At 73.4% G+C, this 25,167-nt stretch carries 32 protein-coding genes and 1 pseudogene; 16 read left to right on the forward strand and 17 right to left on the reverse strand.

Annotated elements, in window-relative coordinates:
- Window positions 1–108 precede the first annotated feature (108 nt).
- Both E1262_RS23655 and E1262_RS23660 read right to left on the reverse strand, forming a co-directional pair.
- On the reverse strand, window positions 109–789 hold the full coding sequence (locus E1262_RS23655) for a hypothetical protein (RefSeq protein WP_132106251.1): 681 nt from the start codon (window positions 787–789) through the stop codon (window positions 109–111).
- A 228-nt stretch (window positions 790–1,017) separates the two neighbouring features.
- Window positions 1,018–1,842, reverse strand: coding sequence for an LLM class flavin-dependent oxidoreductase (locus tag E1262_RS23660; protein ID WP_132106253.1), 825 nt, complete (start codon window positions 1,840–1,842; stop codon window positions 1,018–1,020).
- Between the two features lie 52 nt (window positions 1,843–1,894).
- Here E1262_RS23660 and E1262_RS23665 point away from each other — a divergent pair, with 52 nt between their 5' ends.
- A complete protein-coding gene (locus E1262_RS23665) occupies window positions 1,895–2,539 on the forward strand; it encodes a methyltransferase (protein WP_203454282.1) in 645 nt (214 codons plus the stop codon).
- 5 nt (window positions 2,540–2,544) lie between these two features.
- Here E1262_RS23665 and E1262_RS23670 read toward each other — a convergent pair whose 3' ends face one another.
- The 5 genes and pseudogenes from E1262_RS23670 to E1262_RS32205 form a co-directional block, all read right to left on the reverse strand.
- A complete protein-coding gene (locus E1262_RS23670; protein ID WP_203454283.1) occupies window positions 2,545–2,769 on the reverse strand; it encodes a CDGSH iron-sulfur domain-containing protein in 225 nt (74 codons plus the stop codon).
- Window positions 2,766–3,713 carry an iron-containing redox enzyme family protein gene (locus E1262_RS23675; protein WP_132106257.1) on the reverse strand — a complete coding sequence of 316 codons (948 nt, stop codon included), beginning with the start codon at window positions 3,711–3,713 and terminating at the stop codon, window positions 2,766–2,768. Before E1262_RS23675 ends, E1262_RS23670 begins: the two co-directional genes overlap by 4 nt.
- A gap of 44 nt (window positions 3,714–3,757) precedes the next feature.
- Window positions 3,758–4,725: pseudogene (locus E1262_RS23680) on the reverse strand (NAD(P)-dependent alcohol dehydrogenase).
- Between the two features lie 4 nt (window positions 4,726–4,729).
- Window positions 4,730–4,999, reverse strand: coding sequence for a hypothetical protein (locus E1262_RS23685; RefSeq protein WP_132106259.1), 270 nt, complete (start codon window positions 4,997–4,999; stop codon window positions 4,730–4,732).
- The gene (locus E1262_RS32205) at window positions 4,999–5,307 is read right to left on the reverse strand and encodes an ArsR/SmtB family transcription factor (protein WP_132106300.1); all 309 of its coding nucleotides are present in this window, start codon (window positions 5,305–5,307) and stop codon (window positions 4,999–5,001) included. The genes E1262_RS23685 and E1262_RS32205 overlap by 1 nt, the downstream gene beginning before the upstream one ends.
- 236 nt (window positions 5,308–5,543) lie before the next feature.
- Between E1262_RS32205 and E1262_RS31825 the strand changes: the two genes are divergently transcribed.
- On the forward strand, window positions 5,544–5,945 hold the full coding sequence (locus E1262_RS31825) for a helix-turn-helix domain-containing protein (protein ID WP_203454299.1): 402 nt from the start codon (window positions 5,544–5,546) through the stop codon (window positions 5,943–5,945).
- A gap of 25 nt (window positions 5,946–5,970) precedes the next feature.
- Here the strand turns inward: E1262_RS31825 and E1262_RS23700 are convergent, their stop codons facing one another.
- The 3 genes from E1262_RS23700 to E1262_RS23710 all read right to left on the reverse strand — a co-directional run bounded on the left by E1262_RS23700 (window position 5,971) and on the right by E1262_RS23710 (window position 8,994).
- Window positions 5,971–6,588, reverse strand: a complete 618-nt coding sequence (locus E1262_RS23700) for a ClpP family protease (protein WP_132106261.1) — start codon at window positions 6,586–6,588, stop codon at window positions 5,971–5,973.
- On the reverse strand, window positions 6,585–7,199 hold the full coding sequence (locus E1262_RS23705; protein WP_132106262.1) for a ClpP family protease: 615 nt from the start codon (window positions 7,197–7,199) through the stop codon (window positions 6,585–6,587). The genes E1262_RS23700 and E1262_RS23705 overlap by 4 nt, the downstream gene beginning before the upstream one ends.
- A gap of 322 nt (window positions 7,200–7,521) precedes the next feature.
- Entirely contained in the window at window positions 7,522–8,994 is a 1,473-nt protein-coding gene (locus E1262_RS23710; protein WP_132106264.1) for an HNH endonuclease signature motif containing protein, read from the reverse strand.
- A 122-nt stretch (window positions 8,995–9,116) separates the two neighbouring features.
- On the opposite strand from E1262_RS23710, the gene E1262_RS23715 reads away from it, so the two are divergent.
- The 5 genes from E1262_RS23715 (at window position 9,117) to E1262_RS23735 (ending at window position 13,093) form a co-directional block, all read left to right on the forward strand.
- The gene (locus E1262_RS23715) at window positions 9,117–9,566 is read left to right on the forward strand and encodes a helix-turn-helix transcriptional regulator (RefSeq protein WP_132106266.1); all 450 of its coding nucleotides are present in this window, start codon (window positions 9,117–9,119) and stop codon (window positions 9,564–9,566) included.
- Window positions 9,567–9,571: 5 nt separating this feature from the next.
- A complete protein-coding gene (locus E1262_RS23720) occupies window positions 9,572–9,982 on the forward strand; it encodes a VOC family protein (protein WP_132106268.1) in 411 nt (136 codons plus the stop codon).
- 8 nt (window positions 9,983–9,990) lie between these two features.
- Window positions 9,991–11,223, forward strand: coding sequence for an MFS transporter (locus E1262_RS23725; protein ID WP_203454301.1), 1,233 nt, complete (start codon window positions 9,991–9,993; stop codon window positions 11,221–11,223).
- 59 nt (window positions 11,224–11,282) lie between these two features.
- Window positions 11,283–12,266: a DUF3800 domain-containing protein gene (locus tag E1262_RS23730; protein ID WP_132106270.1), complete on the forward strand. Its 984-nt coding sequence runs from the start codon at window positions 11,283–11,285 to the stop codon at window positions 12,264–12,266.
- A 68-nt stretch (window positions 12,267–12,334) separates the two neighbouring features.
- Window positions 12,335–13,093, forward strand: a complete 759-nt coding sequence (locus E1262_RS23735; RefSeq protein ID WP_132106272.1) for an SDR family NAD(P)-dependent oxidoreductase — start codon at window positions 12,335–12,337, stop codon at window positions 13,091–13,093.
- A gap of 28 nt (window positions 13,094–13,121) precedes the next feature.
- Here the strand turns inward: E1262_RS23735 and E1262_RS23740 are convergent, their stop codons facing one another.
- Complete coding sequence (locus tag E1262_RS23740) at window positions 13,122–13,781, reverse strand: response regulator (protein ID WP_132106275.1); 660 nt, start codon at window positions 13,779–13,781, stop codon at window positions 13,122–13,124.
- A 128-nt stretch (window positions 13,782–13,909) separates the two neighbouring features.
- Here E1262_RS23740 and E1262_RS30505 point away from each other — a divergent pair, with 128 nt between their 5' ends.
- Window positions 13,910–14,056 (forward strand): hypothetical protein, encoded by a 147-nt coding sequence (locus E1262_RS30505; protein WP_162606046.1) that lies wholly within the window; start codon window positions 13,910–13,912, stop codon window positions 14,054–14,056.
- Between the two features lie 84 nt (window positions 14,057–14,140).
- Here E1262_RS30505 and E1262_RS23745 read toward each other — a convergent pair whose 3' ends face one another.
- A complete protein-coding gene (locus tag E1262_RS23745) occupies window positions 14,141–15,016 on the reverse strand; it encodes an EamA family transporter (RefSeq protein WP_132106276.1) in 876 nt (291 codons plus the stop codon).
- Between the two features lie 73 nt (window positions 15,017–15,089).
- On the opposite strand from E1262_RS23745, the gene E1262_RS23750 reads away from it, so the two are divergent.
- Window positions 15,090–15,665 carry a CGNR zinc finger domain-containing protein gene (locus tag E1262_RS23750; RefSeq protein WP_162606047.1) on the forward strand — a complete coding sequence of 192 codons (576 nt, stop codon included), beginning with the start codon at window positions 15,090–15,092 and terminating at the stop codon, window positions 15,663–15,665.
- Between the two features lie 7 nt (window positions 15,666–15,672).
- Here the strand turns inward: E1262_RS23750 and E1262_RS23755 are convergent, their stop codons facing one another.
- Window positions 15,673–16,395, reverse strand: a complete 723-nt coding sequence (locus E1262_RS23755) for an IclR family transcriptional regulator (protein ID WP_046771421.1) — start codon at window positions 16,393–16,395, stop codon at window positions 15,673–15,675.
- Window positions 16,396–16,477: 82 nt separating this feature from the next.
- Here E1262_RS23755 and leuC point away from each other — a divergent pair, with 82 nt between their 5' ends.
- The 3 genes from leuC (at window position 16,478) to E1262_RS23770 (ending at window position 19,562) form a co-directional block, all read left to right on the forward strand.
- Window positions 16,478–17,887, forward strand: coding sequence for a 3-isopropylmalate dehydratase large subunit (gene leuC / locus E1262_RS23760; protein WP_132106280.1), 1,410 nt, complete (start codon window positions 16,478–16,480; stop codon window positions 17,885–17,887).
- A 27-nt stretch (window positions 17,888–17,914) separates the two neighbouring features.
- The gene (leuD, locus tag E1262_RS23765; protein WP_119662238.1) at window positions 17,915–18,505 is read left to right on the forward strand and encodes a 3-isopropylmalate dehydratase small subunit; all 591 of its coding nucleotides are present in this window, start codon (window positions 17,915–17,917) and stop codon (window positions 18,503–18,505) included.
- Window positions 18,506–18,584: 79 nt separating this feature from the next.
- Window positions 18,585–19,562 (forward strand): HU family DNA-binding protein, encoded by a 978-nt coding sequence (locus tag E1262_RS23770; protein ID WP_132106282.1) that lies wholly within the window; start codon window positions 18,585–18,587, stop codon window positions 19,560–19,562.
- 80 nt (window positions 19,563–19,642) lie between these two features.
- Here E1262_RS23770 and cofC read toward each other — a convergent pair whose 3' ends face one another.
- Complete coding sequence (gene cofC, locus E1262_RS23775) at window positions 19,643–20,287, reverse strand: 2-phospho-L-lactate guanylyltransferase (RefSeq protein WP_132106284.1); 645 nt, start codon at window positions 20,285–20,287, stop codon at window positions 19,643–19,645.
- A 114-nt stretch (window positions 20,288–20,401) separates the two neighbouring features.
- On the opposite strand from cofC, the gene E1262_RS23780 reads away from it, so the two are divergent.
- From E1262_RS23780 to E1262_RS23790, 3 genes are read left to right on the forward strand one after another with little or no spacing between them, the layout of a single operon-like run.
- A complete protein-coding gene (locus tag E1262_RS23780) occupies window positions 20,402–21,190 on the forward strand; it encodes a lysophospholipid acyltransferase family protein (RefSeq protein ID WP_203454303.1) in 789 nt (262 codons plus the stop codon).
- A complete protein-coding gene (locus E1262_RS23785; protein WP_132106286.1) occupies window positions 21,187–22,194 on the forward strand; it encodes an NAD(P)H-dependent glycerol-3-phosphate dehydrogenase in 1,008 nt (335 codons plus the stop codon). The genes E1262_RS23780 and E1262_RS23785 overlap by 4 nt, the downstream gene beginning before the upstream one ends.
- 20 nt (window positions 22,195–22,214) lie before the next feature.
- The gene (locus E1262_RS23790) at window positions 22,215–23,330 is read left to right on the forward strand and encodes a D-alanine--D-alanine ligase family protein (RefSeq protein WP_132106289.1); all 1,116 of its coding nucleotides are present in this window, start codon (window positions 22,215–22,217) and stop codon (window positions 23,328–23,330) included.
- 65 nt (window positions 23,331–23,395) lie between these two features.
- Here the strand turns inward: E1262_RS23790 and E1262_RS23795 are convergent, their stop codons facing one another.
- From E1262_RS23795 to E1262_RS23805, 3 genes are read right to left on the reverse strand one after another with little or no spacing between them, the layout of a single operon-like run.
- Window positions 23,396–23,917: a GNAT family N-acetyltransferase gene (locus tag E1262_RS23795; protein WP_203454305.1), complete on the reverse strand. Its 522-nt coding sequence runs from the start codon at window positions 23,915–23,917 to the stop codon at window positions 23,396–23,398.
- A 9-nt stretch (window positions 23,918–23,926) separates the two neighbouring features.
- Window positions 23,927–24,388: a DUF3515 domain-containing protein gene (locus E1262_RS23800; protein ID WP_132106291.1), complete on the reverse strand. Its 462-nt coding sequence runs from the start codon at window positions 24,386–24,388 to the stop codon at window positions 23,927–23,929.
- Window positions 24,367–24,603 (reverse strand): Lrp/AsnC family transcriptional regulator, encoded by a 237-nt coding sequence (locus E1262_RS23805; protein WP_111255174.1) that lies wholly within the window; start codon window positions 24,601–24,603, stop codon window positions 24,367–24,369. The genes E1262_RS23800 and E1262_RS23805 overlap by 22 nt, the downstream gene beginning before the upstream one ends.
- Window positions 24,604–24,691: 88 nt before the next feature.
- Between E1262_RS23805 and E1262_RS23810 the strand changes: the two genes are divergently transcribed.
- Window positions 24,692–25,167, forward strand: a 476-nt coding sequence (locus tag E1262_RS23810; protein WP_238993029.1) for an AIR synthase related protein, incomplete at its 3' end; no start/stop codon positions are given.

Consider the following 25,167-nt stretch of genomic DNA (forward strand, 5'->3'; position numbering starts at 1 on the left):
TATCCCAGCAGCCATGCGACCAGCCCGATCGCAAGCGGCTTCAGCAGCCAGTCGCCGCCGTGGACGAACGCCGCGACGGTCCCGCCGGCGACGGCGAGCGGCGACACGTCAGGCATCGGAGCCGCCGCCCTCCAGCCGCGCCTTGAGGCCGTCGAGGCGCTCCTGCCAGAACGCCTTCATCGCCGCCGCGGCGTCGGCGTCGGTCAGCCGGACGTGCGAGAGGGCGATGGTGCTCTTGTCCGGGCCCTTCGCGTCGAACGCCACGTGCACGCGGGTGGCGCTGCGGTCCCAGTCGAACCGCGCGCTCCTCGGCCGCGTCGCCGTCCGCTGGAGCAGCCGGTCCTCCGGCAGCCAGCCGGCTCGCCGGGACTCGTCGACGACGGCTTCGTAGAGGCGCTCGACGCTCACCGCGACCGTGCGCGAGACGCCGACGGTGAAACCGTCCTCGTGCTGGCCGATGGCGCGGCCGAGCCGGGCCCGCTCGTAGCTGCCGACGACCGCCTGCGCGTTCCACGCCAACGGCACGACGCCGAGCTGGTCGGCGACCCAACGGGCGGTCTCGCGGTGCGACTTCTCCGCGGCGCCCCACTCGTCGAGGAGGTCGAACCACTCCTCCCAGCCGCGGCCGGTGCGCTCGCGGATGGTCTCGTCGGACGTCGCGAGGACGGGCTGCGCGGCGCCGGGGGCGTCCTGCGCGGCGAGCAGCACGGCCCGGGCGGCGGTGTAGCTCTCGCCGGTCTTGGCCATGCGGGTGCGGACGAGCTGCTTGAACGATCGTTGCCTGGTCACCTGGTGTTCCTCTCGTCGGCGGCGCGACGCGACTCACGCTCGCGACGTCCGCCGGAAAGGACACACCGAACCGGCATCCCGAGGGCTCGAGCCCCCTTTGCCCCCGCTACCGCCGATGGCGTGAGCACCGGAACCGAGGGTTGGGCGCAGGACGGCGCCACGACGGCAAAATACCACCGCGGGGCGGACTACGCGAGAGTCGCGTCGATGAGCCGCCGGGTGCCCGTCCTACGTCACCGCGCCGGGGCCGTCGCGGAGCACGCCGCGGACGGCCTCGACGGTGAGGGGGTGCGGCTCGAAGTCGGTGAGCCACCAGGTCGCGCCGGCCGCTGCCCAGGGCGCCGTGTCGGTGCCCGGAACGAGGCTGACCACGAGGTCGTACAGCCCGGTCGCACCGGCCTCGGCGCGCAGCTGCCGCACGGCGTCGGCCGCCTCCGCGAGCTGGTCCGGGTGCTCGAGGTTCACCGGGAAGAACCCGTCGTGCCGGGCGGCCCGGCGCATCGGAGCGACCTTGCCGGGGTAGCCCGCGATCCACACCGGGACGCCGCCGGGCCGCGCCGGCGTCGGCAGGAAGCTGATCCCGTCGACGACGTAGTGCTCGCCGCGGTGGTGGACGGTCTCGCCCGTCCACGCGGCACGCAGGACGGCCAGCGACTCGTCGAGCATGCCGGCGCGGACGCGATCGTCGAGCTCCTCACCCGTGCGGCTGAACTCCTCGCCGAACCGGTCGCTGCCGAGCCCGGCGCCGAGAACCAGCCGGCCGCCGGACAGCCGGTCGAGCGTGGCGGTCTCGCGGGCCAGCTTCACCGGCCGGCGGCGGGCGAGCGGGGTCACCATCGGCCCGATGACCAGTCGCTCGGTCACCGTCGCGGCCGCGGCCAGGACGATCCACGGGTCGGCGGCCGCGCGCACGGGCTCGCGCCAACGCACGTGGTCCCAGACGAACAGGCCGTCCCAGCCGGCCTCCTCGGCCTCGGCGGCCAGCCGCACCACCACGGCGGGATCGGCGAGCTCGTCGAACAGCGGGAACCACAGTGCGGAACGCAGCGTCATCGGGACACCGTACCCGCACATGTGTGCGGCGTTCCTGGGTAGAGCAGGGAGGGTGACCACCGAACTCTCACGGTGCAGCGCCGCTTTCGGCCGGCTGCGGATCGACTACGACCACCGAGTGCTGCGGCCGCGCCCCTGGACGACCGCGCAGTCGGTGTGGGCCGCCGAGCTGCTGCACGACGCGCCGCCGGGGCCTGTGCTGGAGCTCTGCGCGGGTGCCGGCCACATCGGGCTGCTGGCGCTGGCGCTCGCAGGTTCCCGCCGCGACCTCGTCCTCGTCGACCGGGACGCCGTCGCCTGCGCGTTCGCGCGCGTCAACGCGTCACGGGAGCTGCCGGCGGGCGTCGTCGACGTCCGGCGCTCACGGCTGGAGACGGCGCTGGCGCCGGGGGAGCGGTTCGCGGTGATCCTCGCCGACCCGCCGTGGGTGCCGACGGCGGCGGTCGGACGGTTCCCGCGGGATCCGGTCACGGCGATCGACGGCGGGCCGGACGGCCTGACCGTGGCGTGGGTGTGCCTCGACGTCATCGCCGGGCACCTGCTGCCCGGCGGGTCCGCCGTCGTGCAGCTCGGCACTGCAGGCCAGGTGGACCGGGTCGCCGAGCGGCTGGCCGGGGATCCGGCGGCGACGCTGCGAGTCGCCGCCCGGCGGTCCTACGGTGCGCGCGGCATCCTGGCGCTCGTGCGCCACCGCTGACGGCGTCACGGCTTCAGCTTGTCGGGCAGCACCTTGTGCGTCCCGTCGCACCAGGGCTGGTCGGTGGACTTGCCGCACCGGCAGACGGCGCTGACCGGGCGGGTGGTGCGGTGCTGGCGGCCCTCTGCGTCCTGGACGACGTGCTCGCCGCGCAGCAGCAGCGGTCCGCCGGGACAGAGGACGACGTCGGGATGGTCGAAGTCGGGCACGTGGTCGATCTGATCGGTCACGCCGCCGCCCCCCAGTCCGCGAGCATCCGCCGGGCGAACCGGTCCTCCAGCCCGAGGCAGGTCAGCGCGCCGAACGCGACCTCAGCCGCCTGGGCCGGCTCCTCGTGGACCAGCGCGCCGCAGATGGTCCGGACGGCGAGCTGCTCGTGGACGGCGTCGGCCTCGATGTGCTCCTGGTAGTACGCGATCATCTCCGCCGGCAGCCCGAGCCGCCCCAGCCCCTGCGCCATCCGCCGCGACGGCAGCGAGCTGGTCGCCTCGAACGCCGCCAGGTGACCGAGCGCCGCGCCGCGCAGCCGCCGGTGCAGCCCGAACAGCGTCATCGCGTTGTTCTGCATGAGCACCTCGACGGGGACGTCGTCGACGTAGGCACCGTAGTCCGAACGCAACCCGGCGGCGTCGAGCCCGCGGACGAACAGGTGCGAGTGCAGCCGGTTCGGGTCGCCGCAGCCGTACTCGTCGTACTGCAGCTCCATCAGCGCCGCCTTGGGGCCGGTGGTGAGCCGCGGCACCACCCACGCCGTCGGGTCGGCCTCCTTGAGGTGGTAGATGGTGCGGTAGCGCAGCAGTTCCAGCGTCTGGTCGAGGGTGGCCTCACGCTGCACGAACGTGGCGACGGACGCGCCGTCGTCGTTCCCGATCAGCTCGAAGAGCGCGTCTGCGAACGGCCCGCCGAGCTCCGGTGGTGAGAACCACTCGCGCAACTCCGCCTCGAACCTCCGCTCTAGCGTCCGGCGCAGCGCCAGCAGTTCCGGCTGCCATTCCAGCTCGTCGTCGACGTCGTCGAAGCCGCGGTAGGACAGCTCGTACAACGTCCACAGGCTCAGGTGCCGGTCGGCGTCGTCGGTGGCCGGGACGGCGGTCAGCGCGGCGGTCGGCGTCCCCTCGTGCAGGGCGGCCGCCAACGCCTCGCTGAGCTCGCCCCGTGCCTTCGGTATCCGCATGCTCCGCCAATACCCCGCGAACGGTGGCCGATGCGGTGCCGGGATCAGAGCGTGAGGGCGATCTTGCCGCGGACGTGACCCTCGCGCAGGTACCGGATCGCCTCGGCGGCCTGCACGAGCGGGAACGTGCGGTCGAGTGCGGGGGTGGCGCGGCCGTCGTCGATCATGGTGCGCAGCAGCTCGAGATCGTCCGGGCGGTCGGTGGAGATCAGCGTGCCCAGGCGCTGGGGCACGAACGGCGACAGCAGCATCGCCCGCAACTGCCGGTCTGTGCCGCCAGCCAGCGACCGCCGTACTCCGAACCGATGATCACCAGCGTGCCGCGCGGCTCCAGTACCCGGCGCAGCCGCGCCAGCGACGCGTGTCCGCCGCAGTCGAGGACGACGTCATAGCGCCGGCCGCCGGCGGCGAAGTCCTCCCGGATGTGGTCGACGACGTCCGTGGCGCCGAGCGAGCGGACGAGGCCGACTTTCGCCGTACTGCAGACGCCGGTGACCTCGGCGCCGAACGCTCGCGCGAGCTGCACGCCGTACGAGCCGACCCCGCCACCCGCGCCGATGACCAGCACACGGTCGCCATCCTTCACCCGGGCCTTGTCGCGCAGGCCCTGCAGGGCGGCGAACGCCGAAGTGGGCACGGCGGCGGCCGCGGCGAAGCTCAGCCGGGCCGGCTTGCGGGCCAGCTTGGCCGCCGGGGTGACGACGTACTCGGCGAACGACCCGGCGGCGGTGCCGAACACCTCGTCGCCCGGCCGGGACGCCGTGACGTCCGCACCGACGGCCTCGACGACGCCGGCGACGTCCAGCCCCGGCACCGGGTTCTTCGGCCGGCGCAGCCCGGACACCGGCCGGATCGGGTAGGGCAGCCCGGTGACGAGGTGCCAGACGCCCTGGTCGACGCCGGCGGCGTGCACGCGGACGAGGACGTCGCCGGGTCCGGGCGTGGGACGGTCGAGCTCGATGCGCCGCAGCTGACTCGGGTCGCCGTAGGCGCGACTGGCCATGGCCTTCATGCCGTCACTCCACGGTGCGTAGGAGCTGCTCGATCGACGTGGTCCGCGAGCGCAGCTCGGCCACGTCGGCAGCCGTGCGCTGCTGGGCGTCGAGGGTGTTCTCGGCGAGTTGCTCGTACCGGCCCACGAGCTGGCGCAGCTGGGTCTCCTGCTCGGCGACCAGCCGCGTCTTGCGCATCTCGAGGAACGTCGCCATCGCGGCGCCGACGAGGAAGATCACCAGGGCGACGACGCCCAGGAAGATCATCGCCTGCGGCCAGGTGATGTCGTCCATCAGGACTCCTTGCGTGCGGGACCCGGCGGGTCCGGTGGGGTGAGGGTCTGCGCCGCGGCGGCCAGCGCCGCCGCGGTCAGGTGCAGGTCGAAGTCGGTGACCTCGTAGTACTTCATGGCCTTGCCGTCGTCCGAGAGCTCCAGCCGGCCGGCGATCAGCCCGGCCGCCTCGAGCTTCTGCAGGTGCATGTGCAGCAGCGGCCGGCTGACGCCGATCTCGCGGGCCAGGTGGCTGACGTAGTCGCGCCCGCCCGCGAGGGTCGCGACGATGCGCACCCGGATCGGGTTGGCGAGCGCGGCTGACCGGATACGACGTGCGGATGCTGGCCCAGTCGACCGCCGTGATCGACGCCGCCGAGGCCGGGGTCGGGCACGGAGGCGGCGGCGCTGGCCGACGGCGGCCTGCCGGAGCTGTCGGAGACGTTCGACACCGTCGAGCACTTCGCCCACCGTGCGCTCGCGTGCGCGGCGGCATGACGCGCGGCCGTTTCGCCGGCGGCGAACCAGTCTCCCCAGGCCCGGGCCGGCGCGGCTAGCGTGAGCACATGATCGGCCCGGAGGACCGCGAAGCACGATCGATCCCGCTGTTGCGGACGGTGCTCGGCGAGGTGTTGCGGCGCACGCGGCGGGAGCAGGGCCGCACGCTCGCCGACGTCGCATCCGACGCCAAGGTCTCGATGCCCTACCTGTCCGAGGTCGAGCGCGGCCGCAAGGAGGCCTCGTCCGAGGTGCTCGCGGCGGTCTGCGAGGCGCTCGGCCTGGAGTTGTCCGACCTGCTCGGCGCTGTGCGGCACGACCTCGACGAGCACCGGGCCACGGTCATCCGGCTCGACGCCGTCCGTGCCCTGCGCCGGCGCGACCCCGTGCGCCCGCTGCAGGCGACCCGGGCACCGCGCCGCGGTCCGTCGTCCGGCCGCAACGGCGACGTCCTCCTGCTCGCGGCGTGAGGACGTCGCCGTCGGCCGTCAGCCGTCAGCCGTAGACCGCGCCGGCGGGGATGGCCTTCCGGCTGGCGATGATCTGGTCGGCCAGGCCGTAGTCGACCGCCTCCTGGGCGGAGAAGGTCTTGTTGCGGTCGGTGTCGGCGCGGATCTTCTCCACGGAATGACCGGTGTGCCGGTTCAGGATCTGGTCCATCTCGGCCCGCACCTTCGCCACCTCCTTGGCCTGGACGGCGAGGTCGGGCAGTGTGCCGCGGGCCTGGCTGGACGGCTGGTGCAGCATGACCTTCGCATGCGGCAGCACGAACCGCCGGCCGGGCGCGCCCGCGGCCAGCAGCACCGCCGCGGTCTCCGACGCCTGGCCCATGCACGTCGTCGACACCGGCGGCGTCACGTACTGCATGGTGTCGTAGATCGCGGTGAGCGCGCTGTACGTCCCGCCGGGGGAGTTGATGTACAGCCCGATCTCCAGGTCCGCGCTGACCGACTCCAGGTGCAGCAGCTGGGCCATGACGACGTTCGCGACGCCGTCGTCGATCGGGGTGCCGATGAAGACGATCCGCTCGTTCAGCAGGCGCGAGTAGATGTCGAAGGCGCGCTCGCCCGACGGCGTCTTCTCGATGACCGTCGGGATCGTGTACTGGCTCACGCGCCCACCCCCACGACCGGGCGGCCAGACTTCGGCCGGACGTCGTTCATGTGCTCGACGATGTGGTCGATGAAGCCGTAGGCCAGCGCCTCCTCGGCCGTGTACCAGCGGTCGCGCTGGCTGTCGGCCTCGATCCGCTCCGGCGACTGGCCGGTGTGCTCCGCCGTCAGCTTCGTCATCAGCTCCGACGTGCGGGCCAGCTGCTGCGAGTAGATCTCGATGTCCGCCGCGGTCCCGCCGAACCCGGCCGAGCCCTGGTGCATGAGCACCTGCGCGTGCGGCAGGCTGAACCGCTTGCCGGGCGTGCCGGCGGTGAGCAGGAACTGCCCCATGCTGGCCGCCAGCCCCATCGCCAGCGTGCTGACGTCGTTCGGGATCAGCCGCATCGTGTCGTAGATCGCCAGGCCGGCGCTGACCGAGCCGCCGGGGGAGTTGATGTAGAGGCTGATGTCGCTGCGCGGGTCCTCGGCGGACAACAGCAGCAGTTGGGCGCAGAGCCGGTTGGCGATCTGGTCGTCGACCTCGGTGCCCAGGACGATGATCCGTTGGTGGAGGAGCCGGGTGGCCAGCTGGTCGTCCAGCGTCCCGGTGATGGGTCCCGCGTTCGTCACGGTGTTCTCCCTGCTCTCTGCGGTGTTCAGGTGTCCTTGAGACCGATCATCGAGAGTGCGGGACAGCCGCTCCAACTGAATCTGCTGGCAGCAGAGGCACGAGCTCGAGGCACAGGTTGAGGGTCAGCCGGTCGACCTCGCCGGCGTCGAGCAGGGCCCGGATGATGCTGGCGGCCGGCCTGGCTGACCGCGTCCGTCGAACCCCGAGATCGGCGAGCGGCTCTTCATGGGCCGCGGCACGGTCCAGACCCACCTCGCGCACGTGTACGCGAAGCCTCAGGTCGCCTACCGGACCCTCCCACGCGACTAGCCCACCCGGCGCTCAGCACGGCGGCGGATCGCTGCTGCTCGGGCCGATCTGTTCGGGTGGTCTCTGGTGCCGGTGGCCGGTGGGGCCGGTCCAGCGCGTGGTGCCGTCGGGTGCTCGGGTGACGGTCCACTTGCTGTGGTGTTTGAGTAGGTGGTGGGTCTGGCAGAGGGCGTGCAGGTTGCCCGGCGACGTCGACCCGCCGGCTGCGAACGGGACGATGTGATCGATGTCGGCGGCTCGGGCGGGACGGTGACAGCCGGGCATCCGACAGGTCCGGTCCCGGGCGGTGATGAACTCCGCGAGCGCCTTGGTGGGCCGGTACTTCGTGCGGCCCAGATCGAGCAGCTGTCTGCTGCCGGGGTCGGTGCGCAGCCAGCTCCACACGCCCTCGGCCGCGAGGACGCGGGCGACGTTGGCAGGGATCGGCCCGTAGCCGTCCAGCTCGCCCGGTCCGTCGTCGAGGCCGGCCAGGGTGGCGAACAGGACGGTGACGTGCACGCTGATCGGCCGCCGCGCGGGTCCGCCGTCGGTGGCGGCGTCGGCGCGGGCGGTGAGGAAGGCCCACCCCAGGTCGGCGAGCGCGTCCGCGCGGCGCTGGTCCTTCGACCGCGCCGGCAGCCCGGCGGCCGCGTCCGACCGTTTCGCGTCCGCGGCGGCGGCGTTCAGCGCGGTGTCGAAGGCGGTGGCGTCCTCGGCGGGCAGCAGCGCCTCTACGTGCGCCATCCCATCCGAGGCGGGCGTGACCGCCACGAACCGGCGGTCCCGGGCGGCCTCGTGCCGCTGCGCCGTCTCGACCGGCGCGAGCTCGTGCAGCAACTGCTTGATCAGCTTCCGCAGCGCCACCGAGTCCAGAAACGGCGCCTTCGGCAGCACCCCCGCCTCCACCCGCACCCGCACGCCCGCGTCTTGCCCACCCAGCTCGTCGGTGATCACCCGGGCCCGGCGCAGATCGATCACCCCAGCCGACAACGCGGCGTGGGTGGCGGGGAAGTCCTCCACCAACTGCACCGCGTGACCGACCTGGTTCTCCGCCTGCCGGGTCGTCATCTGACACCGTGCGGCGATCTCCACCGCGGTGTTCGTGACCGGGTTCACCGACCGATACCCGCTGTGGTCCGGGCGCATCTCCGGACGCGACGCCAGCGCCGCGTGCACGGCGGCCTTCCTGCCCGCCACCCAGGCCTCGAGCCGTTCCAGCCCCGCGGCGGCCTGCACCAGGTCAGGCCCACCGGCGACGGTCGGGTCGAACGCCGCCAGCGCCACGGCCAGCTCCGGCCCGGCCGGCAACTCGTCGACATCGACCGGCAACACCCCCGCCGCGTACTCGCGCGCCAGCCGGTCCAGCATCGCCTCCAGCCGCGGATCGACCAGATCACACGGTTCCACCGCCACCCAGTCGCCCAGCCCTGGATGCCACGCCACCGGCCGCCCCGCCACCGGGTCGTCACCCGGCGACGGAGCAGTCAGTAGCGCTTCTTCGAACATGCGACCCACTCTATTCGCACCCACCGACAAGGTCGCATCGACGGCCTCACCAGGAGAACAACCGGCCAGCCCCGGCCGGCCGGCGCTGGCCGGCTGCCGAGCACCGTGGCAGGATTCTGAGGATGACCAGCAGTCCCGACGAGGCCCAGCGCCTGCGCGATCTCGCCCGGTTGCGGCGCGTCCGCGACCGCATCGACCGCGAGTACGCCCAGCCGCTGGACGTCGAGGCTCTGGCGCGGGGCGCGAACATGTCCGCCGGGCACCTCAGCCGCGAGTTCAAGCGCGCCTACGGCGAGTCGCCGTACGCGTACCTGATGACGCGGCGCATCGAGCGGGCGATGATGCTGCTGCGCCGCGGCGACCTCAGCGTCACCGAGGTGTGCTTCGCGGTCGGCTGCCAGTCGCTGGGCACGTTCAGCACCCGCTTCACCGAGCTGGTCGGCGTCCCGCCGAGCACCTACCGGGCGCGGACCGTTCAGCCGGCGCCGGAGATGCCGTCGTGCATCACGAAGCAGGTCACCCGACCGATCAGGAAACGAGAAGCGCCCGCCGGCGAGGCCCAACTAGCGTGACGTCCATGGACATCACCATCCACAACACGTTCCTCCCGCAGACCGACCCCGACGCCGCGCTTGCCTTCTACCGCGACACCCTGGGCTTCGAGCTGCGCATGGACGTCGACTACGAGGGCATGCGCTGGCTCACCGTCGGGCCGCCGAACCAGCCGGGGACGTCCATCGTCCTGCACCCGCCGGCCGCCGACCCCGGCATCACCGAGGACGAGCGCCGCACCATCCTCGAGCTGATCGCGAAGGGCACCTACGGCGCGCTCACCCTGGCCACGCCCGACCTCGACGGAGTCTTCGACCGGCTGCAGGCCAGCGGCGCCGAGGTGCTCCAGGAGCCGATGGACCAGCCGTACGGCGTCCGCGACTGCGCCTTCCGCGATCCCTCGGGCAACGTGATCCGCATCAACGAAGTGCGCTGAGCCCGCCGATGGCCACCGCGGCGGCGCCCGGGACCAACCGGTCCTACCGCGAGGTGCTGCGGCACCGGGGCGTGGCCGGTCTGCTGGCCGGCGACCTGCTGGCCGGTGCCGGCACGGGCATGCTCCTGGTCGCGATGCCCGTGCAGACGCTCGCGATCCACGGGGACGTGCCGCGTGCCGTCGCCATCGGGCTGGTCGCGGCGGCGCCGTTCGTCCTGTCGACGGTCCTGGCGTCGGTCATCGGGCTGGGCCGGGCCGGGGTCTTCCCGCGGACGCTGCTGATCGCCGACTGTGTGCTGCGGGCGGCGACGTTCACGACGCTCGGCGTGCTGGCGGTCACTGACCGGCTCACGCTGCCGGTGCTGATCGGCGGCCTGCTGGTCGGGTCGCTGTTCCGGCTGGCCGGATCCAGCGGCCGCCGCCTGCTGGCGACGTCCATGGCCGGCGACGACGGCCGGTTCGCCGTCAACGGGCTGCTCGGACTGAACACGTCCGTCGCGCTGTACGTCGTCGGACCGGTGCTGGGCGGCATCGTGGTCGCGTCCGCCGGCGCAGGAGTGGCGCTGCTCGCCGACGCCGCCGGTGCGCTGGTCCTGCTGGCCGCCGTGCTCGTCTTCGTGCCCCGGATGCGTGCGGACGGCGACGCCGTTCGCCGTCCGCCCATGGGGGAGTCGGGCTGGCGGATCCTGCGACGCCGGCCGGTCGCGGCCCGGCTGCTGGTCGTCGTGTTCTTCTTCAACTTCTTCTACATGCCGATCGAGGTGGCGCTGCCGCTGTACGTCCGAGGGTCGCTGGACGCCGGCGCGTCCGCGCTCGGCCTGCTGTGGGGTGCGCTCGGCGCCGGCGCATTCGTCGGCGCGGCCCTGGTGAACCAGCTGCGCAACCTGCCGCAGCGACACGTCCTGATCGCGATCGTCGGGCTGTGGGCGCTGTGCCCGATCACGCTCGCCGTCACCGGCGACCTCACCGTCGCGATGATCGTGTTCGGCCTGGGCGGCCTCGTGTGGGCGCCGTTCACGCCGGTGGCGTACAGCTTCGTGCAGTCCGGGCTGGAACCGGCCGAGCACCAGCCGGTCGTCACGCTCTGGACGACCGGTGCGACGGTGGCCGCGCCGCTCGGCCTGCTGGCCGGCGGGCCGCTGGTCGAGCTGGCCGGGGTGACGGGCGGGCTGGTGCTGTCCGGCGTCCTGACCCTGCTGCTGGTGCCGATCGCCGCCGCGGCCGTGCTCGGACGGCGCTGACGTCGGCGGACGCGAAACGGCGTTGTGCCCGGCGGCCGGACGGCGGAGGATCGGTGCGCATGGACGGTTCCACGGCGGCGGTGGAGATCGCCTGCGACGAGTCCGGCTCCGAGGGCGAGCGGCTCGCCGGCGGCAACACCGACGTCTTCGGGTACGGCAGCGTGCGCATCGACGCCGCCGCGGCCGCGGCGTGCGTGGCCGAGCTGCGTGCCCGCATCCGCTCGCCCGCCGTCGAGTACAAGGCGAACCACCTGCTGCGACGCAAGCACCGGGCGGTGCTGGCGTGGTTCCTCGGCCCGGCGGGGCCGGTCGCCGCGCGGGCGCACGTCTACCTCGTCGACAAGCCGTTCCTGCTGGTCACGCGCGTGGTGGCGGAGGTGGCGGGCGGGACGGCGACGGCGGCGGCCGCGCTGTACCGGGCCGGGCCGGCCGCGTTCGGGGCGGACCGCTGGGGCGCGTTCCTGACGGCGTCCAACGACCTGCTGCGGGCGGCCGGGCGCCGGCCCGCGCCGGACGATCCGGGGGCGATGTTCGCGCAGGCGGTGGAGGGGCTGAGCACGGCCGGGCCGGGGGCGGGAGCTGCCGCCGTCGCCGTCGTCGACGAGTTGCGCGCCGGCCGCGAGCGGGCCGTGCGGCTGCGGGACGAGCTCGACCGCGCGCCGGGCACCGTCGCGTCGCTGGACCCGCTCGTCCCGGCGCTCGCCCGGGTCGTCGAGCACTGGAGCGACGGCGGGTGGCCGGTCCGGGTGCTCCACGACGAGCAGCGGATCCTCACGCCGGAGCGGATCGCGGCGCTCGGCACGCTGGACGGGAGGCTGGCCGGGGTGCGGTTCGCCGACTCGATGGCCGAGCCGCGCGTGCAGGTGGCCGACTTCCTGGCCGGCGTGGCGCGGCGCATCGCCGAGGACGAGCTGGCCGGCGCGCACGACCCCGAGCTGGCCGGGCTGCTGTGCCCGTACGTCGACCCGCGATCGGTGTGGGCCGACGAGGCGAGCTGGGCGGCGCTCGGCCGGGCGCCGGAGTCTGTCGGTGGGCGCGGTTAGCGTCCTGTGCAAGCGCATAGAGAGCGGACTGGCTCGTGCAAGGCCCGACACGTAGAGGATGATCTGTCATGGATCTTCGTGACCGGGTGGCCGTCGTCACCGGCGGCGCGGCCGGCGCCGGCAGGGTCGTCGTGTCGGCGCTGGCCGGTCGCGGCGCGATCGTGCTGGTGGCCGACGTCGACGGCGAGCGCTGCGCTGAGGCGGTGGCGGCGGTGGAGCAGAACGGCGGGCGGGCGTCGCCGGCCGTCGTCGACGTGTGCGACGACGACGCCGGCGTGCTGGTCGAGGCGGCGGAGCGCCTGGGACCGCTCGGCGTCCTGGTGAACAACGCCGGCGGCTGGGGCGATGCGGGCCGGCGGTTCCCGAACGCCGCGCGAGAGGAGTGGGGCCGGGTGCTCGACCTCAACCTGCGTGCGCCGATGCTCCTCACGCAGGCCGTGCTGGCGCCGCTGCGGGCGGCCGGCGGCGGCGCGGTGGTCAACGTGGCCTCGGGCGCGGGGATGGAGCTGTCGCCGTACGGGTCGCCGGAGTACGGCGCCGCGAAGGCAGGGCTGATCCGCTTCACCGCCGCGGTCGCCGGGCTGCGCGAGACGCACGGCGTGCGGGTGAACTGCGTCGTCCCGGGCTGGATCGGGCTCGATCGCGCGCACGCCGAGCTCGCCGCGATGCCGCCCGAGGAACGCGCGCAGGCGCCGCCGTTCGTGCCGCCGGAACGCGTCGCCGACGCCGTCGTCGGGCTGGCTGAGGACGACGACCTCGCCGGCCGGGTGCTCGTGCTGCGCGGCGGACGTGAGCCGGAGCTGCTCGCGCCGGAGCCGTTCGAGTAGCCGCCGGGCTCGGGTGAGCGTCGCGGCGTCAGGCCTCGCCGTCGGCGGTGACGAGGCCGCTGGTCCACGCCCAGCCGGCGACTCCGACGCGGTTGCGCACGCCGAGTTTCTGCTGGATGTTGGCCAGGTGGTTCTTCGCCGTGCCGGCGCTGATGAACAGCTCGGCGGCGATCTCGGCGTTGCTCAGGCCGCGCGCCGCCAGCCGGGCGACGTCGCGTTCCCGGTCGGTCAGTATGTCGTCGGCGACGGTGGCCGGCGCGGGCCGGCGGAGGTGCCGCAGCAGGCGCACGGTCACCTGGGGGCTGATCAGCGTGTCGCCGGCCATGGCCGCACGGACCGCCTCGACCAGCAGCGTCGGCCCCGACCGCTTGAGCAGGAACCCGCACGCGCCGCCGGCAAGGGCGGCGTGCACGTAGGTGTCGAGGTCGAACGTCGTCACGACCACCACGCGCAGCGGGTCCGGATTCGCCGGGCCGGCCAGCCGCCGGGTCAGCTCGAGGCCGTCGATGCCGGGCATCCGGATGTCGGCCAGCACGACGTCCGGCCGCAGTTCGCGGGCCAGCCGCAGCGCCTGGTCGCCGTCGGCCGCCTCGGCGACCACGTGCATGTCCGGCTGAGCGTCGATGACCATCCTGAACGCACTCCGGATCGCCTCCTGGTCGTCGGCGACGAGGACTCGCGTGCTCACGACTCACCCCCTGCGCCCGACAGCCCCGGCCGCGGCCCGTTCAGGGGCAGCCGCGCCTCCAGCCGCCAGCCGCCGCCGTCGGGACCGGCCCGCAGGCTCCCGCCCAACGCGTCATCTGGCCGCGGTGGGTGCTCGGTCTCGCGGGCAAGCCGGTGCCGCGGGCGTTCCCGCTGGTGTTCGCGACGACGGTGGCGGTCTCGCTGGCGTCGGCGGGGTCGGTGATCCTGCGGCTGACCGACTGGACCGACCCGCCGAGTGGGCCAGCAGCCCGCTGACCGTGCTCGCGCCGTGGTCCGTGCTGCTCGGCGCGGCGACGCTCGCCTACCACTGCGCACCCGGCCCCGGTGCCGCAGCTGCGGTCAGGGCTGACGCTCTGCGGTTCGGCCGGCCGGGCGCTCGCGGTGCACGACGACGGCGGCGGCCACCAGCCCGACGCCGATGACCTCGACGGGCGTCGGAATCTGCGCGAGCACCACGATGCCGATCACCGTCGCAGTCGCCGGCAACAGCGCCACCATCAGCGCATACCTGCCGCGCGACAACCGGCGCATGGCGAGCTGGTCGAAGACGTAGGGGATCACGGAGGACGTGACGCCCACGCCGACCCCGGCGCCCAGCGCGATCGGGTCGAGGGCGGCGGGGGCGGCGTCGGCCACGCCGATCGGCACTGCCAGGACCGCGGCGATCAGCATGGCCATGGCCAGCCCGTCGATACCGGCCAGCCGCTCGTGCCGCGACACCCGGTGCGCGACGACGATGTAGGCGGTGAACAGCGTCATGTTGGCCAGCGCGAAGGCGAAGCCGGCGGGCGAGCCGTCCAGGCTGACCTCCGCCAGCGCCGCGACGCCGGCCACGGCGAGCAACAGGGCGGCGCCGTTGCGCAGGGTGCGGACGGCGACCGCCGCGAGCGCGACCGGACCGGCGAACTCGATGGCCGCGACGGTACCGAGCGACAGCCGGTCGATGGCCAGGTAGAAGGTGGCGTTCATCAGTACCAGGACGGTGGCCCAGGCCACGACGGCCCGCCGTTCGGACGGACCGGCGGCGGCCCATGCGCGCCACGGCCGCCGCCACAGCGCGAACACCAGGGCCGCGGTGACGATGCGCAGCCACGCGACGCCGAGCGGCTCGATCCGGGCGAACAACAGCACCGCGAACGCCGGCCCGAGGTAGTGGAAGACCGCCGAGCCGGCGAAGTAGAGCTCCGGGCGGACCCGGTCCGGCCACGCCGCCATGCGCCCACTCAACCGCTCAACTGCTAACGTGTCAACTGAAGTTAGACCGTTAGGTGCTGATCGGAGGTGCGGAGTGGCCGGCGCCGTGGCTCTCGACCCGCGCACGTACGGCGGGACGTACAAGCTGATCGGCGGCTCGCCGGCGCTCGACTTCGCCAACCTGGTCAGCTACCGCGGCACGCCGCGCGAGCACGACTGGCTCGATCCGGCGGCGAACGCCTCGGAGTGGGCGCGGGCGGCCGGCCTCGACGTCGCGATCGGCGACGTCGCCATGCTGCGCGACGTGCGTGAGGTGCTGGCGCGGGTCTTCCTGGCGGTCGCCGACGGCGCCGCTCCGGCGGCCGCGGACGTGGCGCTGGTGGGGGAGCTGGCGGCGGACGCGTGGACCCGGCGCCGGCTCGTCCTCAGTGCCGGTGAGCCGCCCGCCCGCTGGAGCGACCGAGCGGCGACGCTGCTCGACGAGCTGGCGCTCGACGCCGCCGGCCTGCTCACATCGGCGGAGCGACTGGACCGGGTGACCGCCTGCGACGAGTGCCGGTGGGTGTTCCTCGACGCCACGCGCAATCGCAGCCGGCGCTGGTGCGACCCGGCCGACTGCGGGAACAGGTCGCGCCAGCGTCGTCACTACGAACGGCGACGGGGGCGCTGAAAGCCCGTCAGCCGTCCTCGGCGCTTCGCAGCACGCCGGTGAGGTGCTCGGCCGCGGCCAGGACGGCGGGCGCGTGCACCCGGCCGGGCTGCCGGGTGAGCCGCTCGATCGGCCCGGAGACCGAGACGGCGGCGACGACACGGCCACTGGACGAGCGGATGGGCGCGGACACCGACGCGACGCCGGGCTCGCGCTCTCCGACGCTCTGTGCCCAGCCGCGGCGGCGGACCGCGGCCAGCATGGTGGCGGTGAACCGGGCGCCCTGCAGGCCGCGATGCATCCGCTCGGGCTCCTCCCAGGCCAGCAGCACCTGGGCGGCGGAACCGGCCAGCATCGTGACCGTCGCGCCGACCGGGATGGTGTCGCGCAGGCCGCTGGGCCGCTCGGCGGCGGCGACGCAGATGCGCTGGTCGCCCTGGCGGCGGAAGAGCTGGGTGCTCTCGCCGGTGGCCTCGCGCAGGCGAGCCAGGACGGGGCCGGCGGCGGCCAGCAGGCGGTCCTCGCCGGCCGCGGTGGCCAGTTCGCCCAGCCGCGGGCCGAGCACGAACCTGCCGTGGAGGTCGCGGGAGACGAGCCGGTGGTGCTCCAGCGCGACGGCGAGCCGGTGGGCCGTGGGCCGGGCAAGTCCGGTGGAGGCCACCAGGTTGGCAAGGGTGGCTGGGCCTGCCTCGAGAGCGGACAGGACGAGTGCCGCCTTGTCTAGAACGCCGACTCCGCTAGAGTTGTCCATGACTCGATATTGCCATCTCAACATGCGAGATCGCAAGTGGTGTGTATCCACCGAGATCATGTGACGACGAACGGAGCAGGTGATGGGCAAGACCCTGGCGGAGAAGGTGTGGGACGCGCATGTGGTGCGTCGAGCCGAGGGTGAGCCTGACCTCCTCTACATCGATCTTCATCTTGTCCACGAAGTGACCAGTCCGCAAGCCTTCGACGGCCTGCGACTGGCTGGCCGCCCGGTCCGCCGTCCGGACCTCACGCTGGCCACCGAGGACCACAACACCCCGACCCTCGACATCGACAAGCCGATCGCCGACCTCACCAGCCGCACGCAGATCGAGACTCTGCGGCGGAACTGTCAGGAATTCGGTGTCCGGATCCACTCGCTCGGCGACGTCGAGCAGGGCATCGTGCACGTCGTCGGCCCGCAGCTGGGCCTGACGCAGCCGGGCCTGACGGTGGTCTGCGGCGACTCGCACACGTCGACGCACGGGGCTTTCGGTGCGCTGGCGTTCGGCATCGGGACCTCTGAGGTCGAGCACGTGCTCGCCACCCAGACGCTGCCGCTCCGGCCGTTCAAGACGATGGCGATCAATGTCGAGGGAACGCTGAAGCCGGGCGTGACGGCGAAGGACATCATCCTCGCGGTCATCGCGAAGATCGGCACCGGTGGTGGTCAGGGCTACGTCCTGGAGTACAGAGGGAGCGCGCTGGCAGGGTTGTCCATGGAGTCGCGGATGACCATCTGCAACATGTCCATCGAGGCCGGCGCCCGCGCCGGCATGATCGCGCCCGACGAGACCACGTTCGCCTACATCGACGGCCGCCCGCACGCGCCGAAGGGCAAGGAGTGGGACGCCGCGCTGGAGTACTGGCGCACGCTCTACACCGACGACGACGCCGTGTTCGACGCCGAGGTCACCATCGACGCCGACGAGCTCGAGCCGTTCGTCACATGGGGCACCAACCCGGGGCAGGGGCTGCCGCTGTCCGCGTCCGTCCCCGACCCGGAGAGCTTCGCCGACGAGTCCGAGAAGGCGGCCGCACGCCGGGCGCTGGAGTACATGGCACTCGAGGCCGGCACGCCGCTGCGCGACATCGCGGTCGACACCGTCTTCATCGGGTCGTGCACCAACGGCCGCATCGAGGACCTGCGCGCGGCCGCCGCCGTCGTGAAGGGCCGGAAGAAGGCCGACTCCGTCCGCGTCCTCGTCGTGCCCGGGTCGGCCAAGGTCCGGCTGCAGGCCGAGCAGGAGGGCCTGGACAAGGTCTTCACCGAGTTCGGTGCCGAGTGGCGGCACGCCGGCTGTTCGATGTGCCTGGGCATGAACCCCGACCAGCTGGCGCCGGGCGAGCGGAGCGCATCCACGTCGAACCGCAACTTCGAGGGCCGTCAGGGCAAGGGCGGCCGCACCCACCTGGTCAGCCCGCTGGTGGCCGCGGCCACCAGCGTGCGCGGCACGCTGTCGTCGCCCGCCGACCTCGAGCCCGTCGGCTGAGCGCCGCTTCAAGGAGAGACGTACGTCATGGAGAAGTTCATCAGGCACACCGGCGTCGGTGTCCCGCTGCGGCGCAGCAACGTCGACACCGACCAGATCATCCCGGCGGTGTACCTCAAGCGGGTCACCCGCACCGGGTTCGAGGACGGCCTGTTCGCGGCGTGGCGCGGCGACGAGACGTTCGTGCTGAACAACCCCGCGTTCGCGTCCGGCTCGGTGCTCGTCGCCGGCCCCGACTTCGGCACCGGCTCGTCCCGCGAGCACGCCGTCTGGGCGCTCAAGGACTATGGATTCAAGGCGGTGCTGTCGTCGCGGTTCGCCGACATCTTCCGCGGCAACTCCGGCAAGCAGGGCCTGCTCACCGGCCAGCTCAGCCAGGACGACATCGAGCTGATCTGGAAGGCGCTCGAGAACGCCCCCGGCACCGAGGTGACGGTCGACCTCGACCAGCGGGTGGTGACGTGCGGCGAGATCGTCGCGCCCATGCAGGTCGACGACTACACCCGCTGGCGGCTCATGGAGGGGCTCGACGACATCGGTCTCACGCTGCGGCACACCGACGCCATCGACGACTTCGAGGCGGGCCGTCCGTCGCACAAGCCGCGCACGCTGGTCTGAGATCCCTGATCCGTTGCCCTCGGCCGTCTATGGTGGACCGAGGGACTCGCCCGCCGGGCGGGACGGCTGAGGAGCAACGGTGGGGAAGAAGAAACTGATCGACCGCATTGCCGACGGCTTCGACGGCAACCGCGAGGTGGCGCAGCACGCACTCGACTCCGTCGTCGAGGGCATCCAGCGTTCGCTGGCCGCGGGCGAGAAGGTCGCCGTCAAAGGGCTCGGCGTCTTCGACCGCGACAAGAGCGCGGACAAGGGCAAGAAGAAGTCGAAGAGGCGCGCGGTGCCGACGTTCAGCCCGGCCGACGAGCTGAACGACGTCGTCGCGGGCGTGAAGAAGGCGCGCACGCGGGTCATGGAGTCGCTGTCACTGGTGCCTGCGCAGGCCGCGGCGGTGGCGGAGTCGGCGAGCCGCTCGGTGTCGTCGGCGGCCAAGCAGGTGGCCGAGGCGGTCCGCGGCGAGTCCAAGGACGAGGCGGCGCCGGCCAAGAAGGCGGCGGCGTCGACGGGCTCGACGGCGCGCAAGGTGCCCGCGACCCGTCCGACGGCGCCGAAGAAGGCGGCCGGCCCGGCCCGGAAGACGACGACGTCCACGGCGGCGGCCAAGAAGACGACGGCGACCGCCGCGAAGAAGACCACGCCGGCGAAGAAGACGGCCGCTCCGGCGGCGAGGAAGACGGCCGCTCCGGCGGCGAGGAAGACGGCCACGTCGACGGCCGCGAAGAAGGCGACGACGGCCGCTGCCGCCAAGAAGACGGCCGCTCCGGCGGCGAAGAAGTCGACCACGGCCACTGCCGCCAAGAAGGCGACGGCCGCGCCGGCGAAGAAGGCGACCACGTCCACGGCGGCGAAGAAGACCACAGCCACCGCCGCCAAGAAGACCACGACGGCGCGCAAGACCACCACGGCGGCCAAGAAGACCGCCGCACCGGCCACGAAAGCCACGGCCGCGAAGAAGACGACGGCCACGCCGGCCAAGCGGGCGGCCGCCACGCCGGTGCAGCCCGCCACGACGTCGGCTCCGGGCACCACCACGCCGCCGTCGACGCAGGGCGCCTGAGCCCGCGTCACCCAGGCGACACGAGCCGGGCGGCGGCCACGAGCATGCCGCCCGGCTCGCTCATGCCGGGCAGGACCGCGTCAGAGTGCGACGTCGAGCTCCGCCAGCAGGGCGGCCGTGCGCGGCCCGACGCCGAGGCGACGGGCGTCCCAGAGGTCGACGGCGGTGTCGACGTCGCGGCGGACCGACGGGATGCCGCCGAGTTCCAACTCGACGGCGCCCGCCAGCCGGTGCGCGGCCCGGGACCGGCCGCCGAAGGCCGGCTCGAAAGGGACGCCCGGACCGGCGGCGTAGAGGGTCGTGCCGATGCCGGCGGCGTCGGCGACGAACGACAGCGGGTGCTGCGCGGCCGCGGCCAGCACGCGCTCCAGCTCGGCGGGGCGCAGCGCCGGCAGGTCGGCGGAGAGCGACGCCACCGCCGCGTCCCCAGCAACAGACCGGGCCGCCTCCGCCCCGTGCCGCAGTGCCGCGTTCAGCCCGGCGTCTGGTGCATCGGCGACCACCTCCGCGCCCAGTGACCGCGCCTCGTCGGCCGCCGCGGCGTCGTCGGTCACCACGATCACCCGGGTGACCGGCGGGCAGTCCAGAGCGGCCCGGACGGTGTCGGCGGCGAACGCGCGCGCGAACCGCGGGCGCAGCTCGCCGACGGCGTCGGCCAGGCGGGTCTTGGCGTGCTCGGGTCGCTTGACGGGAATCACGACCGTCCAGAGCTGCGGTGTCGTCATCGGGATCCAGTCTGGCGCATCGGCCCGCGCGGCGCGCCGGTGGCCGGTTCGACGTGCGCGGCCCGGGGGAGCGACACTGTCTCCGGGTGTTCACGCGGGCGGAGGGAGAGGTACGTGGCGGGACCGAGTGCTGATGCGCGGGCGGGGGTGGGGTTCGCGTTCAGGTTCATCGCGTTCCTGCTCCGTCCTTTCCTCATGGCGTTCACCCGGCAGAACTGGCGCGGCGGCGAGCACATTCCGCCGGCCGGCACCGGTGTGGTCGTCGCGGGCAACCACATCTCGCACTTCGACCCGCTGACGTTCGCGCACTTCCTCTGGGACAACGGCCGCGCCACCCGGTACCTCGCCAAGTCCGGGGTGTTCCGCGTCCCGGTCTTCGGCCGGCTCATCACGGCCGCCGGGCAGATCCCCGTCTACCGCGAATCGCGCGACGCCTCGCAGGCCTACCGGGCCGCCGTCGCCGCCGTCCGGGCCGGTGAGCTGGTGGCCATCTACCCTGAGGGCACCATCTCGCGCGACCCAGGACTGTGGCCCATGGTCGGCAAGACGGGGGCCGCCCGGGTGGCGCTCGAGACCGGCTGCGACGTCATCCCGGTCGCGCAGTGGGGCGCCAACCACGTGCTGGCGCCGTACTCCAAGCGGATCCGGCTGCTGCCGCGCAAGACGGTGTACGTCGTCGCCGGCCCTCCGGTCCCACTCGACGACCTGCGCGGCAAGCCGGTCGACGCCGCGGTCCTGCGTGTCGCCACCGACCGCATCATGGCCGCCATCACCGCGCAGCTGGCCGACATCCGCGGCGAGGTCGCACCGGCCGATCGGTTCGACCCCAAGGCGGTCGGGCTGCCGCCGGTCGGCGACCCGAAGCAGCGGCCACAGGAGCAGCAGCCGGAGGAGCAGCCGTGACCCGCGCCGCCGTCTTCGGCGCCGGCTCGTGGGGGACGGCGTTCGCGCTCGTGCTCGCCGACGCCGGTGCCGACGTCACCATGTGGGGCCGCCGGCCGGAGCTGTGCGAGACCATCAACGACACCCACACCAACCCCGACTACCTGCCCGGCGTCGCGCTGCCGCCGGTCATCCGAGCCACCCACGACCCCGCCGAGGCCGCCCGCCGGGCCGACCTCGTCGTTCTCGCCGTGCCGTCGCAGTCGCTGCGCGCCAACCTCGCCGAGTGGGCACCGGTGCTGCCGCCGTCGTCGGCCCTCGTCAGCCTGATGAAGGGGGTCGAGCTCGGCACGACGAAGCGGATGAGCGAGGTCATCGACGACGTCACCGACGCCGGTCCGAAGCGCATCGCCGCCGTCTCCGGGCCCAACCTCGCCGCCGAGATCGCCCAGCGGCAGCCGGCCGCGAGTGTCGTCGCCGCCGAGTCCGAGGAGCTCGCCCAGCAGATCCAGCGGGCCTGCCACTCGCCGCACTTCCGCCCGTACACCAACCACGACCTCGTCGGCGCGGAGCTCGGCGGCGCGGTGAAGAACGTCATCGCGCTGGCCGTCGGCATCGCCGCCGGGCTCGGGTTCGGCGACAACGCCCGCGCCAGCGTCATCACCCGCGGGCTGGCCGAGACCGCCCGGCTGGGCGCGGCCCTGGGCGCCGACGCGTACACGTTCTCCGGACTGGCCGGGCTCGGCGACCTGGTCGCGACGTGCATGTCGCCGCTGTCGCGGAACCGCTCGTTCGGCGAGAAGCTGGGCCGCGGCATGACCGTCGCGGAGATCGTCGCCGGCACCCGGCAGGTCGCCGAGGGCGTGAAGTCGTGCGAGTCGATCCTCGACCTCGCCGGCCGGCACGACGTCGACATGCCGATCGTCCAGCACGTCACCTCGGTGGTTCGCGGGAAGCTCACGCCGGCGGAGATGGTGGGATCGCTGCTGTCCCGATCGGCCAAGCCGGAGCGTCACGGGCATTGAGGACGGGTATGGTCGGCGCGATGAACGCCTCGCAGGACCGCCGCATCAGAGTCGCCGTCGTGTTCGGCGGCCGAAGCTCGGAGCACGAGATCTCGTGCGTCACCGCCGGGGGAGTGCTCGCCGCCCTCGACCCGCGCCGCTACGAGGTGCTGCCCATCGGCATCACCACGTCCGGCCGCTGGGTGCTGACCAGCGGTGATCCCCGGCAGCTGGCGATCACCGAGGGCCGCTTGCCCCACGTCGACGACGAGGGCGGCACCGTCGTGCTGCCCGGCCGCGGCGAGCTGGCGGTGCAGTCGCCCGGCGAGGTGCCGCGCGCGCTCGGCGCGGTCGACGTCGTGTTCCCGTTGCTGCACGGCCCGTACGGCGAGGACGGCACCATCCAGGGGCTGCTCGAGCTGGCCGACGTCCGCTACGTCGGCTCCGGCGTGCTGGCGTCGGCCGTCGGCATGGACAAGCACGTCATGAAGCTGCTGCTGGCCGGCGCCGGGCTGCCGGTCGCCCGGCACGTGCTGGTCCGCCCGTCGGCGTGGGAGCCGCAGCGCGACCGCGTCGTCGCCGAGGTCGAGCGGACGCTCGGCTGGCCGGTCTTCGTCAAGCCGGCCCGTGCGGGGTCGAGCATGGGCGTCAGCAAGGCGCGCGACGCGGCCGAGCTGGAGGCTGCCGTCCTGGCCGCCCGCGAGCACGACCCGAAGGTGCTGGTCGAGGAGGCCGTCGTCGGGCGCGAGGTCGAGTGCGGCGTGCTCGAGGGCCAGGGCGGCGGCGAGCCCGAGGCCAGCGTCGTCGGCGAGATCCGGCTCGGCGCCGACCACGAGCTGTACGACTTCCAGGCCAAGTACCTCCCCGGCGACGACGTCGCCCTCGACATCCCCGCCGACCTGCCGGCCGACGTCGCCGAGCGGGTGCGCCGGATGTCGATCGAGGCGTTCCTGGCGCTGTCGTGCGAGAGCCTCGCGCGGGTCGACTTCTTCCTCCGCGACGACGGGTCGCTGATGGTCAACGAGCTGAACACGATGCCGGGCTTCACCCCGACGTCGATGTTCCCGCAGCTGTGGGCGAAGACCGGCATCGACTACCCGTCGCTGGTCGACCGCCTCGTCGACACCGCGCTGCGGCGGCCGACGGGGTTGCGCTGATTCCCTTTCCCTTGTGGGACTCGCTGCCCACCTGGACCTCGCGGTCGGCGTTCGGCGAGCCGCCGTCAGGCGGCGTCGCGCGCGTACACGACCACGTCCAGGCCGTCGTGCGTCGCCTCCTCCCAGAGGGAGAAGCCGAGCCTGCGCATGACGGCGACCGACCGCGTGTTCGCGGGGACCGTGATGGAGATCAGCCGCCGCAGGCGCAGTTCGCCGAACGCGTGCTCCAGCCACGCCGTGGCCGCCTCGGTGGCGTAGCCGTGCCCCCAGGCGTGCGTCGCCAGCCGCCAGCCGATCTCGACGTCGTCGGGGTACCAGCAGTGGCGGTGGATGCCGGTGAAGCCGAGGAACGCGCCGTCGGCGGTCCGCTCCACCGCGGCCAGGCCGTACCCGTCGCGCAGGTGCTGCTCGCGCATCTTTGCGAGCATGCGGTCGGACGACGCGCGGTCCAGCGGTCCGGTGGTGAAGTGCTCCATGACGGCCGGATCGGCGTTCATGGCGGCGAACGCGTCGGCGTCGCGCGGTTCGATGGGGCGCAGGGTCAGGCGTTCAGTCGTCAGGGTGGTGGGCTGCTGCGTGGTGGGCACCGCCCGACGTTAGCGCAGCGCCCGCTCCGGGACGGTGTCGAGGATCGCCGTCGCGAGGTCGGCCAGCACGTTCGCCTCGGGCGCGTAGTCGTCGGGGACGGCGACCTCGACCAGGATCTCCCGATCGACGGCGGTGAAGAAGATGCCGCCCTCGCCCTCGTCGGCCAGCCAGCCGACGCCGTCGACGTCGAACAGCTGGGCGTCCGGGCGGTACGAGGCGGGCATCGGGACGCCGCAGCGCAGCACGATGGGCGGCTGGCCCCAGGCGGCCACGTACTCCGAGGACGGGTCGACGTCGCGCCGGACCGCGTCGTCGACGGTGTCGGGGAGGGCGTCCTGCAGAGCGGTGCAGACGTCGGCGCTGCCGGGCTCGGGCTCGTGCGGTTCGACGTCGACGGCGCCGTACCCGCAGCCGGCCAGTCCCGTGGCGAGGAGGATGGCGCCCAGCGTCAGATGTGGACGACGGGGCACGTGAGGGTGCGGGTGATGCCGTCGACCGTCTGCACCTTGGCGACCACGAGCTTCCCCAAGTCGTCGACGTTCCCGGCCTCGGCGCGCACGATGACGTCGTACGGCCCGGTCACGTCTTCGGCGAGCGTGACGCCGTCGATCTCGGAGATCTTCCGGGCGACCTCGGCGGCCTTGCCCACCTCGGTCTGGATCAGGATGTAAGCCTGGACGACCACGGGTTTGCCCTCCCACGCGTGCGTGAAGTGTGCGAACGGTCAACCTACCTGGTCGAGGATTGGTGCGGGAGCAGAGGGAGCGCAGAGAATGCCCGACAGCGTTGGCGACCTGGGAGAGTTCGGCCTCATCGGTGCCGTGACCGCGCGGCTGCCGCAGGGTCCGGACGTCCTCCTCGGCCCCGGCGACGACTCCGCCGTCGTCGCGGCGCCCGACGGCCGGGTGGTGGTGACGACCGACCTGCTGATCGAGAATCGGCACTTCCGCCGCGACTGGTCCGACCCCGTCGACGTCGGCCACAAGGCGGCCGCCCAGAACCTCTCCGACATCGAGGCCATGGGCGCCCGCCCGACGTCCCTGGTGGTGGGGCTGGGGGTGCCGGCCGACCTGCCGGCGTCGTGGGCGGTCTCGCTGGCGTCCGGCCTGGGTGAGGAGGCCGCGTTGGTGGGCGCCTCGGTGGTGGGCGGTGACGTCGTGCGCTCGCCGCTGGTCGTGGTGTCGGTGACGGCGCTCGGCACGCTGTCGGGTGCGGAGCCGGTGACGCGGGCGGGCGCGCGGCCAGGCGA

The organism is Jiangella aurantiaca (genome assembly GCF_004349105.1).
GTDB classification, from domain to species: domain Bacteria; phylum Actinomycetota; class Actinomycetes; order Jiangellales; family Jiangellaceae; genus Jiangella; species Jiangella aurantiaca.